Source organism: Flavobacterium luteolum (assembly GCF_027111275.1).
GTDB lineage: Bacteria > Bacteroidota > Bacteroidia > Flavobacteriales > Flavobacteriaceae > Flavobacterium > Flavobacterium luteolum.
The window spans coordinates 867,087-883,872 of sequence record NZ_CP114286.1 but is presented as its reverse complement, the minus strand read 5'-3'; the positions used below and the strand labels follow the sequence as shown (position 1 = coordinate 883,872).

Sequence of the window (16,786 nt, the reverse complement as noted above, 5' to 3'; positions counted from 1 at the left end):
GCCACAGATTTCACAGATTAAAAAGGATTTTTTCTTTGTAATCTGTAAATCTGCAAGCTAATTATATATTAAATTTATTATCTGTGTTAATCATTTTAATCTGTGGCAAAAATCTAATTGAGAGTTTTGCTTTGGCATACGAAATCTGATTTAGGGACATTGGTTTTAGAAATCGCTCCAAAACCGCCTTCAACTTCAGAGAAATTTCTGAAACCTCTTGCTTGAAGTATAGAAGCTGCTATCATGCTTCTGTAACCGCCTGCGCAATGCAGATAAAAATGCTCATTGGGATTAATGTCTTTTACCCAATCATTAATATAAGCTAGGGGTTTGCTATAAGCATCGTCAATATGTTCTGCTTCGTATTCTGTTTCTTTACGAATATCTATTACTTTGTCTTCGCCAAGTTTAAATTCATTGGCAAATTGCTCTGCTGTAATTCTATTTACAGTATCAACTTCGAAACCTGCATTTTGCCAAGCTTCAAAACCTCCCTCCAAATGTCCAATAATCGTATCAAAACCTACACGGCTTAAACGAGTTACCGTTTCTTCTTCCATGCCAGCGGCGGTAACCAATATAATTGGCTGTTTTACATCGGCAATTAAAGTTCCAACCCACGGCGCAAAATCACCATTGATTCCAATATTGATAGACTGTGGAATAAATCCTTTACTAAAATCGACAGCACTTCTGGTATCTAGAATTAAAGCGCCAGTTTCTTCAGCTACAGCTTCAAAATCTTTTACGTTTATAGCTTTCATTCCGTTGTTTAAAACAGTTTCAAAGCTTTCGTAACCACCTTTGTTCATCGCGACATTCATGCTGAAATAGGCAGGAGGAGGCAATAAACCGTCAGTTACTTCTTTGATGAACTCTTCTTCGGTCATATTAGCTCGCAAAGCATAATTGGTCGCTTTTTGATTTCCAATAGTAGAAACAGTTTCTTTGCTCATGTTTTTTCCGCAGGCGCTTCCTGCACCATGCGCTGGATAAACGATTACGTCATCAGCCAAAGTCATGATTTTATCTCTTAACGAATGATATAAAATTCCAGCCAATTGATCTTGTGTCATTCCAGCTGCTTTTTGCGCTAAATCTGGACGTCCAACATCTCCGATAAATAAAGTATCACCAGAAAAAATAGCGTGATCTTTCCCGTTTTCATCAATCAGTAAAAAAGTAGTGCTTTCCATAGTATGTCCAGGAGTGTGCAAAACTTTAATGGTTATTTTTCCGATTTTAAATTCCTGTCCGTCTTTTGCAGAAATGCAGTCAAATTCGCAGGCAGCATTTGGTCCGTAAACAATTGGAGCTCCAGTTTCTTTGCTTAAATCAACGTGACCTGAAACGAAATCGGCGTGAAAATGCGTTTCAAAAATATATTTTAGTTTAACGCCATCACGCTCTAAACGATCCAGATAAGGCTGAATTTCTCTAAGCGGATCAATAATGGCCGCTTCACCATTTGAAGTGATATAGTATGCACCTTGAGCAAGGCATCCGGTGTAAATTTGTTCTATTTTCATGATAGATATTGTAAAATGATGGGTTACAAAGGTAACTTTGTTTTTTAAAAAAATAGGTGACTAATGTTACAGAAATTAGGTTTTTATGTAAAAAAAAGCGCAGTTTGCCATATTCGATTGAGATAACTTAATTTTAAGTTGAGCAATTACGCTTTAAGCTTTAATTTTGCGTATGACGAATGTCATTTTAAAACAAAAAAGAAAATGAACACACAGGACTTAATAGATCAAATTGCTTTTATAAAAGAAATTGATAAAGTAAAATACATTCAGCGCAAGACAAAATTGTTCAACAGCGACCGATGCGAAAATGATGCAGAACACAGCTGGCATTTGGCCTTGATGGCAATTGTTTTGGCAGAACATTCCAATGAACCGATTGATGTTTTGAAAGTCGTAAAAATGGTTTTGATTCATGATATTGTCGAAATTGATGCAGGCGATGTTTTTATTTATGATACTGTAAAAAGTCATGACAAAACAGATGAAGAACGTTTAGCCGCAAATAGAATTTTTGGATTACTGCCAGAAAAGCAAGCCAAAGAACTAATTGCAATCTGGGAAGAATTTGAAGCAGGAGAAACTAACGAAGCCAAATTTGCAAGATCAATGGACAGATTAGAGCCTTTGCTGCAAAATACATCAAACAACGGCGGAACTTGGAAAGAGTTTGGAGTGAAATACGATAAAGTTTACGAAAAGAAAAGCGTCATTAAAAATGGTTCAGAATCATTATGGAATTATGCCGAAGGTTTGATTAATGAAAGTGTTCAGAAAGGTATTTTAGAGAAATAACTAATAGTGCCAAGCAATCAAAATCAAACATAGCCTGCGGTTTCAACCGCAGGAACTCATGCATATTCACGATACGTTTCCGTGGTTGAAACCACGGGTTATGTTTTTGATCATGTAAATCTATATGTAATCTTGTCATTTCGACGAAGGAGAAATCTTCGCAAGTAACTCCGTAACGAAAGTCAAATCTTTGTCGAGCTTCTTGCGAAGATTTCTCTCTTCGTTCGAAATGACAAACTGTACCTAACTCAAAAAATGACAAGTGTCATTTCTACCCTTTAAATTGTTGAAAAGTTTAACAAATATCGGGTGATAAACTTTTTTTAAAGGAGGTTAATTCGGGTTCTAATGGTTAAATTTGTGGAACTTCATAAACAAATTACCATTATGGAAGAAATGCTCTTTTATGATCGAATGCAATTTGCCTTCACGATCACTTTTCATTATCTTTTTCCGCAACTTACAATGGGTCTTTCGTTGATCATTGTGTACTTCAAGTGGAAATATCTCAAGACTAAAGACGAACAATACAATCACGCCACCCATTTCTGGATGAAAATCTTCGCCCTCAATTTTGCAATGGGCGTTGTAACGGGAATTCCGATGGAGTTTCAATTTGGAACCAATTGGGCAAAATTCTCTGAATTAACTGGCGGAATCATTGGTCAGACGCTGGCAATGGAAGGAATGTTCTCTTTCTTTCTCGAATCTTCTTTTCTTGGATTATTTTTGTTCGGAGAAAAACTTCTCGGGCATAAATGGCATTTTGTAACGGGATTGCTAATCATGATTGGTTCTTGGGCGAGTGGTTACCTAATTATTGCCACACATTCCTGGATGCAGAATCCAGTTGGTTATGAAATCCTCGAAGATGGAAAATTTGTTCTAAATAATTTTCAAGCTTTATTCTTAAATCCTTGGCTTTGGCCTTCGTATTTGCACAATCAAGCCGCTTCTTTGGTAACGAGTTCTTTTGTTGTGGCTGGAATTGGAGCTTTCTATATTTTAAGTAAAAAGAATGTTGATTTCGGGAAATTATTCCTTAAAACGGGAGTAATCTTCGGATTGATTTCGAGTGTCATTGTGGCTGTTCCAACAGGAGATTTACTGGCTAAAAATGTAGTGAAATACCAACCGGTAACTTTTGCTGCGATGGAAGGAATTTTTCATACCGAAAAGAAAGGTTCAGAAATTGTCTTAATCGGTCAGCCCGATGTAAAAGATAAAAAACTGGATAATAAAATCGCTGTTCCAAACATTCTAAGTTTCCTGACTTATGGAAACTGGGATCAGGAAATAAAAGGTTTAGATCAGTTTGAAGAAGACTTGCACCCAACCAATATTTCTGGTTTGTATTATGCCTATCATATTATGGTCGGACTCGGAACAGTTTTTATTGGATTGATGGTGCTTTCGCTTTTTCAATTAATTAGAGGGAAATTGTTTGAAACCAAATGGATTTTATGGTCTCTAATGTTCATGATGCCGTTTCCGTACATTGCCAATACAACGGGTTGGTATACCGCAGAATTAGGAAGACAGCCTTGGCTAGTTTACAATTTATTGAGAACAGCAGCCGGAGCTTCACCGACGGTTTCATCAGGAAATACCTTATTTACGCTACTTGGTTTTATTGGTTTATACCTTTTACTGGGAATGCTGTTTTTACTTTTAGTTGGAAAAATTATCAATAAAGGTCCGCGTCATGTGGAACTTTCAACAGAAAAAATATAAGTATGGAATTTTTTTGGTACGTAGTTTTAATGGGAATTCTGGCCGTTTATCTAGTTTTGGACGGTTACGATTTTGGTGCAGGAATTATTCATTTATTTTTTGCTGATACAGAAAAAGATAAAAAAGCAATCACCAATGCCATTGGTCCGTTTTGGGATGCCAATGAAGTTTGGCTGATTGCAGCTGGAGGAGTTTTGTTTTTTGCTTTTCCGACTTTATATGCATCATCTTTCAGCGGATTTTATCTGCCTTTGATTATGATTTTATGGCTTTTGATTTTCCGTGCGATCGGATTGGAAATGCGCGGACAAATTCACAATCACATGTGGGAAAGCATTTGGGATAAAGCTTTCGGAATCGCGAGTTTGCTTTTGGCTCTTTTCTTCGGAATTGCTTTAGGAAATATCGTTCGCGGTGTTAATCTAGGAATGGTTCAGAATGGAGTTTCTACGCAAGAAGCGCATTTTTTCTTTTTGCCTTTATGGAATCCTACTTTTAGTCCGCAAGCAGATGAATTGGGAATTATTGACTGGTTTACGCTTTTCTTAGGAATCGTGAGTGTTGTCGCATTAACGATTCACGGTGCAAACTGGATTATTTATAAAACAAATTCTGCGCTGAATCCGAAATTGAAAAATGTAGTTTTTAGACTGAACTTTGTTCTGTTGATTTTGGTCTTTATTTCTTTGGGAATTTGGCACTTTATCGAGCCGAAACCCTTTCATAATTTCGTCGAAAATCCAATTCTTTGGTTTTTTCCTTTAATGACTTTTGTCGGAATTGCAGGATTGTTCAAAGTTCGTTCCTTCAAAAAAGACGGTCACGGATTTCTGTTTTCGACTTTGTTTTTAGTTGGAGGATTTGCCTCAACAGCAGTTTCGATTTTTCCAAATGTTTTGCCTTCAACCAATAAAGTGAATCCGTCTTTAACGATATATAATACCGCCGCTCACGAATACGGATTGAATGCTGGCTTGAGCTGGTTTTTTATCGCTTTGTTTCTCGTGATTATTTATTTTATTATTCAATATCGTGTTTTTAGCGGGAAAATGGATGATATTGGGTATGGGGAACATTGATTTTTTTGTTTGCCACGAATTTCACAAATTTTCACAAATTCTATATGAATTGCCTCCAGTTTTAACTGGAGGTTTTTTGTTTGAATTTGAATTGGGCTTTAGCCAAACTTTGCGGTTTTGGCTAAAGCCTTTTTTTAAAATGTTTTTTACCTCCAGTTAAAACTGGAGGCAATTGATTGGAAATATTAAAACCGAAAAGATCATTTGACCCGATATTGCGTTAGGGATAGGAGCGGTATCCTTTTTCTTGCTTCTTTAGCAAGGAAAAGATACAAGCGGATAGCCCGGCCGAAGGAAACGCCCAAATTATTGCCTTTTAAAAATAAATATATTTTGGCAGTTAAAAGTGTATGATAATTTTTACGAAAGATTTAATTACAACTGATAGTTATATTCTATAAGCTGTACTGTAAGAAAAAAAAGCAGTTAATGCTTAATATTGCGTATCTAAGAATTTTTTCCCCCTAAAAAATTTTTAGCAATTCATTTTTACTAAAAGCGTAAAGCTATTTTACCTACTTAATTATGCCTTTAACAATTTTTTCCGATGAGGTTAGATTTCGTTATAAATCTAAAAACTGGCAGTATCAATTTGACGAAATTAAAGAACTTGGACTGCTCAAAAAAAAGAAAAAGTATTTTCTTGAAAATGGCGCTTTTATCGCCGTAACTGCTGCTGCATATTATTGTATGCTATTTTCTAATATAATGGATCTCTATTATATTATTCCATCAATTTTATGCTATGCTTTTATTATTGCAATGAGGTTTAATGATAAAACTGAGTTTGTGTATTTTCTTTTTGTTAAAGATATTTACCAAAAAGAAATTAAAACTAAAATAGCACCAGAGGACCGTATATTGGTTGGAAAACAGATCGATTACTATTTAGATCTTCAGTTTGAAAGAAATGTAAAAAGAACTGCCTAACAAAAAAAAATCAGAAATGTTTGAATTTACTATTTCCCGTTATGACTTTGTTTTCATAATGGCAGCTTTGATGTACGGTTATTTCATTACAAAAAGAAAGAATTAACAAAAATGCTTATCATATTTCTTTATTGATGAAGCTTCAATAATAATAATACCCAAAAATAAGTGTAGTTAAGCCGTTGTAATTTAACGGCTGGCTGTTTTAACTATACATGACCCCAAATCAGATTAAAAAATTATGGCCACAACAATTAAAAACAAGATTAGAAACATTAGAGAGTTAAAAAATTATACTCAAGAATATATGGCAGAAAGGTTAGGTGTAACTCAGGCGGGTTACAGTAAAATTGAAAAAGGAAAGACTTCTTTGAGTTACGAAAAATTGGTTGAAATAGGAAGGATTTTAGATGTCAGCGTTGAGGATATAATTAGTTTTGATTACGATAAATATTTTAATAATTACAACAAAATAACAGGAAACAATAACGGCAGTATTTTGATTAATGCCGATAATTCTTCGGTTCTTAAAGAGCTTTATGAAGACAAAATTCAGTTGCTAGAAAAACTGCTTTCGAGAACCGAAATTGAACTGGAACGTTATAAAGATAAGTTTGGAGAGATTTGAAGGTTTTAGTTTCATCTTTGTCAAAGTTTTAAACTTTGACAAAGATTACTCTACAAGTGAAACTAAATAAAAGTTCTTGGAGATTACGGTTAGAATAAAACTTCTTTGGCAATGATATAAAATCCCATAACGAGGACAAACCATCCAAAAAGAGGTTTTAATTTTGTGCCGTCTATTTTTTTAGAAAGTTGGCTTCCAATTATCATTCCGATTAAGGCCATTGCAGAAACGCTTAAAAGAAAAGTATAATTTATAGGTGTTCCAATGTATAAATCTCCGACAAAACCTATTGACGAATTTATGGTAATGATTAACAGAGAAGTGCCAACGGCTTGTTTCATGGGCAGTTTGGCGAAAAAAAGCAACGCAGGAATAATCAAGAATCCGCCGCCAGCGCCTAGAAATCCAGTTACGATTCCGACCAAAAAGCCAATTAAGCTAAGTTGCGGATAATTGGTTTCTACTGCTGTTATTTCGGGCTGATTTTTTTTAATCATAGAAATAGCTGCTGTAATCATTAAAATGGAAAAGATAATCATAATAAGAAAATCTTTTGAAACGGTATAAGAAGCAACAGAAAACAATGTTGATGCAATCTGGGGAAAGATTACTTCACGGATTATCAAAATTGAAATAACAGAAGGAATAGCAAAATACAATGCCGATTTCAGTTTTAGATTCCCCATTTTATAATGGCTGTAACTTCCAAACAATGCTGTTAATCCGACAATAAATAAAGAATAAGAAGTAGCCTGATCAGGATTTACTGCAAATAAATAAACTAAAATTGGAATAGTCAAAATAGAACCGCCACCACCAATTAAGCCAAGCGAGATTCCGATTATGATTGAGGCAAAAAATCCTAAATATTCCATTGCATTTATTTTAATGCAAAGTTGCCTCGGAAATTAGAATCCTACAGTAACATTTATCACAGAAGCTTTTTTTTCGCCACGAATTCACGAATTTTCACGAATTATTTTGTCACATTAAGTGAAGCCGAAATGCTTTGCGGGGCTTCGACTTCGCTCAGCCTGACAAGAGAAAATATTTTAGCCACAGATTAAAAGGATTAGATGGATTTTTCCATTCTTAATAAAAAGAAATCCTAATAATCCTTTTAATCTGTGGCTAAAAAAAAACTATTTCAATAACTCAATCTGGTTTCTGTTGAGTTTGACTAAACCTCGCTGTTCCATTTTTTTGAGTAATCTGGAAACCACTTCACGCGAAGTATTCAATTCGGTTGCGATTTCTTGGTGTGAGAGATTTACCTCAGAACAGCCGCAAGCATCGGAATGACGTTTTAGGTAAAACTCTAATCTTTCATCCATAGAACGGAAAGCAATATTATCAACCACTTCGAGAACTTCTTCAAAACGGCTTCTGTAGGTTTCAATTACAAATTCGTACCAACTTCTATGTTCCATCATCCATTTGTCCATCAATTGCAACGGAATCATCATCACGGTAACATCTTCTACGACTTTTGCCATAATCTGACTTTTTTCGCTTTTGGCAGTACAGATCATCGAGATAGCACAGGCTTGCCCTGGCTGTAGATAATACATTAAAAACTCTCCGCCATCTTCTCCTTCGCGATAGATTTTGATTTTACCTTTAATAATCAAAACTGTATTTTTAATATACTGTCCGGTGCGCATTAAAATGGTTCCGGTTTCAAAATCCTGAAGACTTCCGTTTTCTTCTATTGTAGCGATAAGCTCGTTAGAGAAATTAGGAAAAATGGTTTTTAATGAATGCTGCATATTGTAGATTTTTTTGCCGCCAATTGCATTAATTCAAAACAATTAATTCGTGAGAATTCGTGTAATTCGTGGCGAATATTTTTATCAAAATCGAATAAAAATATATGATTGATTGCAAAGATAAGGGTTTGAGATGGGAATAATTATCAGAAAACTAGATTTAAGATTAATTTTATATAAATGAAAAAATCCTATTTTCTATCGATTTTGTAGGCTGAATTTTTGAAAATAGTAACTAAATTTGTAATTCACTGATTATAATACTTTCTCTAAAACGTTTTCTGAGAATAATAATCGAAATCGCATTTGGTACGTTTTTCATATGGAGAAACGTCGTAATTTTACAAAAACACATTTTATTATGAATTTATCACAAGAAGATTGGGTTGCTCAGTTAGAGACTGACGAAAATGCAGTTATACTTGATGTAAGAACTGAAGACGAATTTAATGACGGCTACATTGAGAATGCTCTAAATATTGATATCAATAAAGGGCAGGCATTTATCTATGAAATCGAAGAATTAGACAAAAATAAAAATTATTACGTATACTGCCGTTCTGGAGCTAGAAGCGCAAAAGCGTGTCAGATTATGAACGAATTGGGTATCGAAAACGCCTACAATCTGCTTGGAGGAATCCTGGATTGGGAAGGCGAAACAGTACAACCATAAAAGAAGAAGAGGCACTAAAAAAGCCTCTTTTTTCTTTTGAAAATGAATTACCAGACCATTAAATAACCAAATTATGAGTTTTATACCAGAAGAATATCAGATTAAAAGTTTGATAAATCAAGATACTTATCTTGTAAATGGAGAATTGAAACAATGGACAGGGCAAACCACACCTGTGTTTTCTACTATTTCTTCAACTGAAAAGTATTCGCCTACTTTATTAGGATCTATCCCTTTTATGGGAGAAAAAGAAGCAGCAGAAGTTGTCGAAGCTGCTACCAATGCATACGATATGGGCCAAGGTTTATGGCCAACTATGAAAGTAGTGGATCGCATTAAATGCATGGAAAAATTTGTGAAACAAATGAAAGAAACCCGTGAAGAAGTAGTAAAACTTTTGATGTGGGAAATTGGAAAAAACCTTGGAGATTCGCAAAAAGAATTCGACAGAACGGTAGAATATATTTACGATACCATTGCAAGCTACAAGGAATTAAACGGTCGTAGTTCACATTTTGAAAAAGTGCAAGGTGTAAACGCCATGATTCGCCGTGGGCCTCTTGGAGTGGTTTTATGTCTTGGCCCGTATAATTATCCTTTAAACGAAACTTTCTCATTGTTGATTCCAGCTTTGATTATGGGAAATACTGTAATCTTCAAACCTGCTAAACATGGTGTTTTATGTATTTCGCCATTGTTGGAAGCTTTCAGAAGCAGTTTTCCAAAAGGTGTAATTAATATTGTTTATGGTAGAGGACGTGAAGTGGCTTCTCCAATAATGAAATCTGGAAAAATTGATGTTTTGGCATTAATTGGAAACAGTAAATCGGCGATTGCTTTACAGGATCAGCACCCTAACAAAAACAGATTGCGTTTAATTTTAGGTTTAGAAGCTAAAAATCCAGCAATTATTCTACCAGATGCTGATTTGGATTTGGCTATTCAGGAATGTATCACAGGAAGTTTATCTTTTAACGGACAGCGTTGTACGGCTCTAAAAGTGTTGTATGTTCACGAATCAATTTCGGAAGAATTCAACAAACGTTTTGCTGAAAAAGTAGACAGTTTGGTTTTTGGAAATCCGTGGGAAAAAGGAGTTTCATTAACGCCGCTTCCAGAAACAGATAAACCAAAATATATTCAAGGTTTAATTGATGACGCTCTTCACAAAGGAGCAAAAGTGATTAATGAAAAAGGAGGAAAACATACTGATAATTATATTTTTCCAGCAGTTTTATATCCAGTAAACAAAGAAATGCGTGTTTATCACGAAGAACAATTTGGGCCTGTTGTTCCTGTACTTTCTTTTAAAGATATTAAAGAACCATTGAAAGATATGGCAGAATCAAATTACGGACAACAAGTAAGTTTATTTGGAAAAGATATAAAAACACTTGCTCCGTTAATTGATGCTCTAGTTAACTTAGTTTGTCGAGTAAACTTAAATAGCTCTTGCCAAAGAGGTCCAGATGCTTTCCCTTTCACAGGAAGAAAAGATTCTGCTGTAGGAACTTTGAGTATTCCAGATGCTTTGCGCTCTTTCTCAATTCGTACGTTTGTAGCTTCAAAAGATATTGATTATAATAATGAGATTCTGCAGGAATTGCTTAACAGCAAAGAATCGAATTTTATTAATACTGATTATATTTTGTAGTCTTCAGGTTATATATTAATTGTAGATGCCGTCTGTTGCTTTAGGTGATAGACGGTTTTTCTTTTTTGTGAAATGTGAAATGTGAAATAAAGGTTTTTCGCATTTTACATTTCACGACTCGCATTTCACAATTCACCATTAACAATTAATAATTAAATTTGTAACATTGTTGCCAAGCAGCAGTCATATATACCAAACAATTTAAAGACCTAAGAATCACATATGAAAAAGAGATTTTTGCAATTTGCATTAATAGCATTCGTTCTTTTTGCCCAAGATACTATTGCTCAAGAGCTTTACATGCCGCGAAATATAAAAAAAGCCTACGAAAACGGAACACGTTCTAAAGACGGAAAACCTGGCGTAAACTATTGGCAGAACCGTGGAAAGTACAATATGGAAATCTCAGTAGACCCTAAAGCCAGATTGGTTACGGGTACAGAAACCATTATTTATGAAAACAATAGTAAAGATACTTTAAGAAACTTGGCTATTCGTTTTGTAAATAATCTTCATAAACCTACTTCGTCTCGTGGAAACGATGTGAGCGAAGATTTTTTAAGCGACGGATTAACAATTACTTCATTAAAAGTTGAAAATGAAGTATACAAAGAAGATGCTAGAAAATGGGGAACGGTTGGAAATGTGAAATTGCAAAAACCGATTTTACCGCATTCAAAAACTACTATAAATATTCAGTGGAATTATCCTTTGTCTAAAGAGAGTGGGCGTGAAGGACAGATTGACGAAACTACTTTTTTTGTAGCGTATAGTTATCCTCGTGTTTCTGTTTTTGACGATTACAATGGCTGGGATAGATTACCTCATACAGATCGTCAAGAATTTTATAATGATTTTAATGATTATGTTTTTTCTGTAAAAGCACCCAAAAATTATGTTGTTTATGCAACAGGAGATTTATTGAATCCAGATGAGGTTTTACAGCCTGAGTTTGCTTCACGTTTGAAAAAATCATACACGACAGATGAAATTCTGCATATTGCAAACGAGCAGGAAATGAAAAGCGGTATCGTAACGAAACAATATGATTGGAATGTCTGGAAGTTTGAAGCTAAAAATATAACCGATGTATGTTTTGGTTTAAGCGACCATTATTTATGGGATGCTAGCAGTGTTGTTGTCGACAAGAAAACAAATCGTCGTGCGAGCGTTCAGGCGGCTTACGATGTTAAAGGAACAGATTTTGTGAACTCTGTAAAGAACAATCAATATGCTTTAGATTGGTTTTCTAACAACTGGCCGGGAGTTCCGTATCCGTTTTCAAAAATGACGGCTTTTCAAGGTTTTGCCGATATGGAATATCCAATGATGTGCAACGACTCGCAAATGGGCGATCCTATTTTTGCACAGTTAGTTCAAGATCATGAAGTAGCACATACTTATTTCCCTTTTTATATGGGAATCAATGAAACGCGTTACGCATTTATGGACGAAGGATGGGCGACAACTTTTGAATATTTAATCGGAATTGCCGAACATGGCAAAGAAGCTGCGGATAATTTTTATAAAGAATTCAGAGTAAAGCATTATATAAACGATCGATCTTCAGAACAAGATCAGCCCATTATAACAATGTCTACACAGGTTTCTGGAGCAGGTTATGGAAACAATTCTTACGGTAAGGCTTCTCTTTCTTATTTGGCTTTGAAAGACCTGTTAGGAGACGATTTGTTTAAGAAGGCCTTACATACTTATATGGATAATTGGAATGGAAAGCATCCAATTCCATGGGATTATTTTAATTCGTTTAATACTGCAACAGGCAAGAATTTAAATTGGTTTTTTAATAATTGGTTTTTTACCAACAACTATTTAGATATCACTGTAAAAGGTATTTCTGCTGATAAAAAAACTATAACAATAGATAATATTGGAGGTTTTGCAATTCCATTTGATGTTATTATTACTTACGCTGATAAATCGAAAGTCACACTTCATCAAACGCCGGCAATTTGGGAGAAAAATCAAAAAACAGCCAAAATAATTCTGAAAAGTGCAAAGAAAATAGCCCAAATTCAGTTAGATGGAGGTATTTTTATGGATGCAACTCCCGAAAATAATATTTTAAATGTTAAATAATTATTTAAATTTTAATAAAATAAAAAATAAGGCTGCTTTATTTAATAAAGCAGCTTTATTTTTTTGAAAAACATTAAAAATGTCTAAAATATAGAGAAATATAGGAATATTTCTCTAAAATAGACTAGGTTTGCAGAATACTAAGAAAATACCACGCCCCCCAATGAAAAATATTTTTGTACTTATTGTATTGTTAAATACATTCCAGTTCTTTGGACAAAATGATCAAAAAACCGCATTTCAAAAAAGTAAATACGAATTAGCAGTTTCCTACTACAAAAAAGCCGATTTTGCCAAGGCAATAGATTTATTCTCTTTAGCAGCTAAAATTAAACCAGACAATGAGATTGGAAAAGATGCTGTTAATAAAGTAGATACTTTGCGCGGACTGTTGAGAAAAGAAATTTTAAGCAACGTTATTGGAACTTGGGAAAGAACAGGAAGTCAACCAGTTTGGTCAACAACAGCATCGCCAGACAGTAGTCAATCTAGTTTTGATGAATTGATCGAAATTAAAGAAAACGAAATATTGTTTTATGAAGTAGATAAAAAGACGAAAGTAAAGAAACTTCTAAAAACAGAAAATTTAGTTTACAATGACAATAGTGCGACAGTGTCAGTATTCTCAGAAATTATTCTTTCAGATGGAACAGTTTGGAACTGCAGTATTAATGAAAAAGCAAACATATTGCATGTTATTAATGTAGCTGTTAAAACTGAAAACGGAGTCGAGAAGATAAAAAATGATAACGAGGAAAGTTATTACGTTAAAATATAATAAAAAAAGGGAATCAACTGATTCCCTTTTTTTATGGCTTTATGTTTTATAAAAATTTAAATCCTAGCGAAAAGTTTGTTACTCCAGTTTTAATTTCTCCATTAGAAGCATCTATATCACTAAGTCCTGCAAGATACCTTATATCAAAAGTAAGTCTCCAAACATCGACTCCAACACCTCCAAGTATACTGTGATTGTTTCTTTCAAAAGCAATAGAATTTAGATTATTATTGCTGCTTATGTCTGAATAATTCTTCCAATTGTATCCCGCAAAAACTCTTACATTACCTATTTTTCCAAGCGGAATGATTTTAAAACCGGCAATTAAAGTAGCATCGGTTCCAGACAGTTTAAATTCGGTTTCTCCTCTTCCGTCTTGAAAAACGCTGAAATTACTTTGGGCATAACCAAATTCGCCTTGCGCATAAAAAACGGTAAGATTTACTCGAGCAAAAGCGGCAAAGCCAATTCCTGTATTCGTATGGTCGGAGCTGAAATTTTTTGCATCGACAGAAGTAATATTGGTCGAAAATTGCGGTCCTATTTGTATTAATTGCGCAAATCCATTGGCACAAATACATAAAAATGCTGCTAAAAAGAATTTTTTCATAACGGAAGCTGTTTGATTTTGGTTCTATAAAAATAAACATAATAGATTAGAATTGAATGATTTGTCTGATTTATTTTTATGTAAAGTTTTGATAGTTAGTTATGTCTGATTTTTGTTTTACTTTTTCTAATCAGATTAAAATGAATTATTTTTGGAAAGATTTAATAGATACTTATGGAAATTAAAGCAATAAAAGCATCAGATACTTGGCAGATTCGTCATGAAGTAATGTGGCCAGAACAGCCTTTTGAATTTGTAAAGTTAGACGAAGACAATGCTGGATTTCATTTTGGAGTTTTTGAAGATGATCAATTAGTTTCTATAGTTTCTTGTTTTATTGAAGGGAAAGAAATGCAGTTTAGAAAACTGGCTACTTTAGAAGAATATCAGGGAAGAGGAATTGCGTCTTATCTCTTAAAATATATTTTGGAATTTGCAAAAAGTAAAGATTTGCAAAAAGTTTGGTGTAATGCCAGAAGCAACAAAAAGTCTTTTTATGAAAAAATGGGACTTACAGATACTCATAAAACATTTGTCAAAGCTGGACAGGAATTTACAATAATGGAAATTAAGCTATAGAAAAGTAATTTTTTTGTTTGTATAAATATTTGTTTTGTAGTTGTTTATATTGCATTTTTTGAATCGGATGTTGCTTTTCTTCATCTAATCTTCATATAAAAAGTTACCGAAAACGTTTTCATTTTATGTAACTGTTAAAGCTTGTTAAAAAATCTTTTTTTGTTTTAATTCTTTTATTACTTTCGCACCGAAATGAGAAAGTTAATAGTATTTTTAGTATTCATGAATATGCTTCTGTTTGGCGGAGGCCAATATTTGAATGCAAATACTTTTGGTCCTCATAATCACCATCATCTACAAAAACACAGAGTTAAATTTACTAATCAAGATCGTGGGACTTCAACAATTGAAGAAGCTACAGATATTGATTTAGAAGAAGATCTTGTTGGTGGCGAAGATGTTGATTTACTTACGAACAAATATTTTACTGCTTCGTATAGTTTGGTAGACACTTTGTATCTGGCACTTTCAGATCAGTCTGCAGCGAATGATTCTAATCGTTTAAAATTTTCTGCGCCTATATTTGGGCATTCAAATCCTATCTATATTACTCAACGAGTATTAAGAATTTGATTCTAAAGTATACATCGGTTACCTGAGTTTTGATCTCTGCGTATCTTGCTGTTGTATATTTTTTCTACTTCCGCTTATATGAAAGTTATGGTCTGGACTAAGGCTGACTGATGCATTTTAACATCCAAAAGGAATTTTTATTCCAAAGCATTCAATCGCTTAATTTCCAAACTAAATCATGAAAAAAATCATTGTTTTCACAGGCTTAATGGCCTTGGTGTGCTTAACGAGCTGCACATCTAAAAAAGAAGAAAAAGAAGAAGTTGAAAAATTTACCGTTACTAATCCGGTTAGAATTGATACTTCGTTTACTAAAGAATACGTTTCACAAATTAGATCGGTTCGTAATATCGAACTTCGCGCCCAAGAAAAAGGGTTTTTACAAAATATATATGTTGACGAAGGACAGTTTGTAAAAAAAGGACAACTGTTGTTTAAAATTATGCCAAACATGTATCAGGCAGAATTATTAAAAGCGCAGTCAGAACAGAAATCAGTAGAAATTGAATTACAAAATTCAAAATTACTGGCTGATAAAAATATCGTTTCTAAAAACGAATTAAGTGTAGCTCAAGCAAAATTGCAATCTGCAAAAGCTGAAGTTGCATTGGCAAAACTTCATTTATCATTCACAGAAATTAGAGCTCCGTTTGACGGAACAATCGACCGTATTCCTTTAAAACTAGGAAGTTTAATCGATGAAGGCGAATTGTTGACAAGCCTTTCAGACAACAGTCAGATGTTTGCTTATTTTAATGTTTCTGAGCCAGAATACATCAGTTATGAAACGCATATTAAAGATCGTGCAGATAACAAAGTGAATTTAGTTTTGGCAAACGGAGAACTTTTTAAAGATAAAGGAAATGTTGAAGTTATCGAAAGTGAATTCAACAACGAAACAGGAAATATCGCTTTCAGAGCAAGATTCCCTAATTCTGGAAAATTACTTAGAAACGGTGAAACAGGACAAGTTCAAATGAATGTTCCTCTTAAAAATGCTATTGTAATTCCGCAAAAAGCGACTTACGAAATTCAAGATAAAAAATATGTTTTTGTAGTTGGTAAGGACAACAAAGTTAGTTCTAGAGAAATCACCATCACAGGTGAAATTCCTGATTTGTATGTAATCAAAAGCGGTATTACAGAGAACGACAGAGTCCTACTTGAAGGTGTTCAAAAAGTAAAAGAAAACGACAAGATTAAATTCGATTACGAATCTCCTAAAGAAGTAATCAATCATTTACGCTTAAAAGCAGAATAGTTTTTTGTTTTAATAGTTTCATCCCGATAGTTATCGGGACAGGTTTCAAGTTACGTACTGAACCCAAAACTTGAAAACTGAAACTTAAAACATT

16 protein-coding genes are annotated in these 16,786 nt (G+C 33.9%); 12 read left to right on the top strand and 4 right to left on the bottom strand.

Annotated features, from left to right (window positions below):
* Nucleotides 1-113: 113 nt before the first annotated feature.
* Nucleotides 114-1,529, bottom strand: a complete 1,416-nt coding sequence (locus OZP10_RS03380; RefSeq protein WP_281633529.1) for an MBL fold metallo-hydrolase — start codon at nucleotides 1,527-1,529, stop codon at nucleotides 114-116.
* A gap of 204 nt (nucleotides 1,530-1,733) precedes the next feature.
* On the opposite strand from OZP10_RS03380, the gene OZP10_RS03375 reads away from it, so the two are divergent.
* The 5 genes from OZP10_RS03375 to OZP10_RS03355 all read left to right on the top strand — a co-directional run bounded on the left by OZP10_RS03375 (nucleotide 1,734) and on the right by OZP10_RS03355 (nucleotide 6,695).
* On the top strand, nucleotides 1,734-2,324 hold the full coding sequence (locus OZP10_RS03375) for an HD domain-containing protein (protein ID WP_281633528.1): 591 nt from the start codon (nucleotides 1,734-1,736) through the stop codon (nucleotides 2,322-2,324).
* Between the two features lie 387 nt (nucleotides 2,325-2,711).
* Nucleotides 2,712-4,058 carry a cytochrome ubiquinol oxidase subunit I gene (locus OZP10_RS03370; RefSeq protein ID WP_281634746.1) on the top strand — a complete coding sequence of 449 codons (1,347 nt, stop codon included), beginning with the start codon at nucleotides 2,712-2,714 and terminating at the stop codon, nucleotides 4,056-4,058.
* Between the two features lie 2 nt (nucleotides 4,059-4,060).
* A complete protein-coding gene (cydB, locus tag OZP10_RS03365) occupies nucleotides 4,061-5,137 on the top strand; it encodes a cytochrome d ubiquinol oxidase subunit II (RefSeq protein ID WP_281633527.1) in 1,077 nt (358 codons plus the stop codon).
* Between the two features lie 525 nt (nucleotides 5,138-5,662).
* Nucleotides 5,663-6,067, top strand: a complete 405-nt coding sequence (locus OZP10_RS03360) for a hypothetical protein (protein ID WP_281633526.1) — start codon at nucleotides 5,663-5,665, stop codon at nucleotides 6,065-6,067.
* Nucleotides 6,068-6,308: 241 nt separating this feature from the next.
* A complete protein-coding gene (locus OZP10_RS03355) occupies nucleotides 6,309-6,695 on the top strand; it encodes a helix-turn-helix transcriptional regulator (RefSeq protein ID WP_281633525.1) in 387 nt (128 codons plus the stop codon).
* Nucleotides 6,696-6,784: 89 nt separating this feature from the next.
* On the opposite strand, the gene OZP10_RS03350 is transcribed toward OZP10_RS03355, so the two are convergent.
* Nucleotides 6,785-7,570, bottom strand: coding sequence for a sulfite exporter TauE/SafE family protein (locus OZP10_RS03350; protein WP_281633524.1), 786 nt, complete (start codon nucleotides 7,568-7,570; stop codon nucleotides 6,785-6,787).
* 267 nt (nucleotides 7,571-7,837) lie between these two features.
* Nucleotides 7,838-8,464 carry a Crp/Fnr family transcriptional regulator gene (locus OZP10_RS03345; protein ID WP_281633523.1) on the bottom strand — a complete coding sequence of 209 codons (627 nt, stop codon included), beginning with the start codon at nucleotides 8,462-8,464 and terminating at the stop codon, nucleotides 7,838-7,840.
* A gap of 361 nt (nucleotides 8,465-8,825) precedes the next feature.
* On the opposite strand from OZP10_RS03345, the gene OZP10_RS03340 reads away from it, so the two are divergent.
* From OZP10_RS03340 to OZP10_RS03325, 4 genes are all read left to right on the top strand, one after another.
* Complete coding sequence (locus tag OZP10_RS03340; protein ID WP_281633522.1) at nucleotides 8,826-9,137, top strand: rhodanese-like domain-containing protein; 312 nt, start codon at nucleotides 8,826-8,828, stop codon at nucleotides 9,135-9,137.
* 73 nt (nucleotides 9,138-9,210) lie between these two features.
* Nucleotides 9,211-10,791 (top strand): NADP-dependent glyceraldehyde-3-phosphate dehydrogenase, encoded by a 1,581-nt coding sequence (locus OZP10_RS03335; RefSeq protein WP_281633521.1) that lies wholly within the window; start codon nucleotides 9,211-9,213, stop codon nucleotides 10,789-10,791.
* Between the two features lie 222 nt (nucleotides 10,792-11,013).
* Nucleotides 11,014-12,891 (top strand): M1 family metallopeptidase, encoded by a 1,878-nt coding sequence (locus OZP10_RS03330; RefSeq protein ID WP_281633520.1) that lies wholly within the window; start codon nucleotides 11,014-11,016, stop codon nucleotides 12,889-12,891.
* A gap of 163 nt (nucleotides 12,892-13,054) precedes the next feature.
* Nucleotides 13,055-13,669 carry a tetratricopeptide repeat protein gene (locus OZP10_RS03325; RefSeq protein ID WP_281633519.1) on the top strand — a complete coding sequence of 205 codons (615 nt, stop codon included), beginning with the start codon at nucleotides 13,055-13,057 and terminating at the stop codon, nucleotides 13,667-13,669.
* Nucleotides 13,670-13,715: 46 nt separating this feature from the next.
* Here OZP10_RS03325 and OZP10_RS03320 read toward each other — a convergent pair whose 3' ends face one another.
* The gene (locus OZP10_RS03320; RefSeq protein ID WP_281633518.1) at nucleotides 13,716-14,279 is read right to left on the bottom strand and encodes an outer membrane beta-barrel protein; all 564 of its coding nucleotides are present in this window, start codon (nucleotides 14,277-14,279) and stop codon (nucleotides 13,716-13,718) included.
* Nucleotides 14,280-14,453: 174 nt separating this feature from the next.
* Here OZP10_RS03320 and OZP10_RS03315 point away from each other — a divergent pair, with 174 nt between their 5' ends.
* From OZP10_RS03315 to OZP10_RS03305, 3 genes are all read left to right on the top strand, one after another.
* Nucleotides 14,454-14,858, top strand: coding sequence for a GNAT family N-acetyltransferase (locus OZP10_RS03315; protein ID WP_281633517.1), 405 nt, complete (start codon nucleotides 14,454-14,456; stop codon nucleotides 14,856-14,858).
* Nucleotides 14,859-15,050: 192 nt separating this feature from the next.
* Nucleotides 15,051-15,431 carry a hypothetical protein gene (locus OZP10_RS03310; RefSeq protein WP_281633516.1) on the top strand — a complete coding sequence of 127 codons (381 nt, stop codon included), beginning with the start codon at nucleotides 15,051-15,053 and terminating at the stop codon, nucleotides 15,429-15,431.
* 178 nt (nucleotides 15,432-15,609) lie between these two features.
* A complete protein-coding gene (locus tag OZP10_RS03305) occupies nucleotides 15,610-16,692 on the top strand; it encodes an efflux RND transporter periplasmic adaptor subunit (RefSeq protein WP_281633515.1) in 1,083 nt (360 codons plus the stop codon).
* Nucleotides 16,693-16,786: the final 94 nt, after the last annotated feature.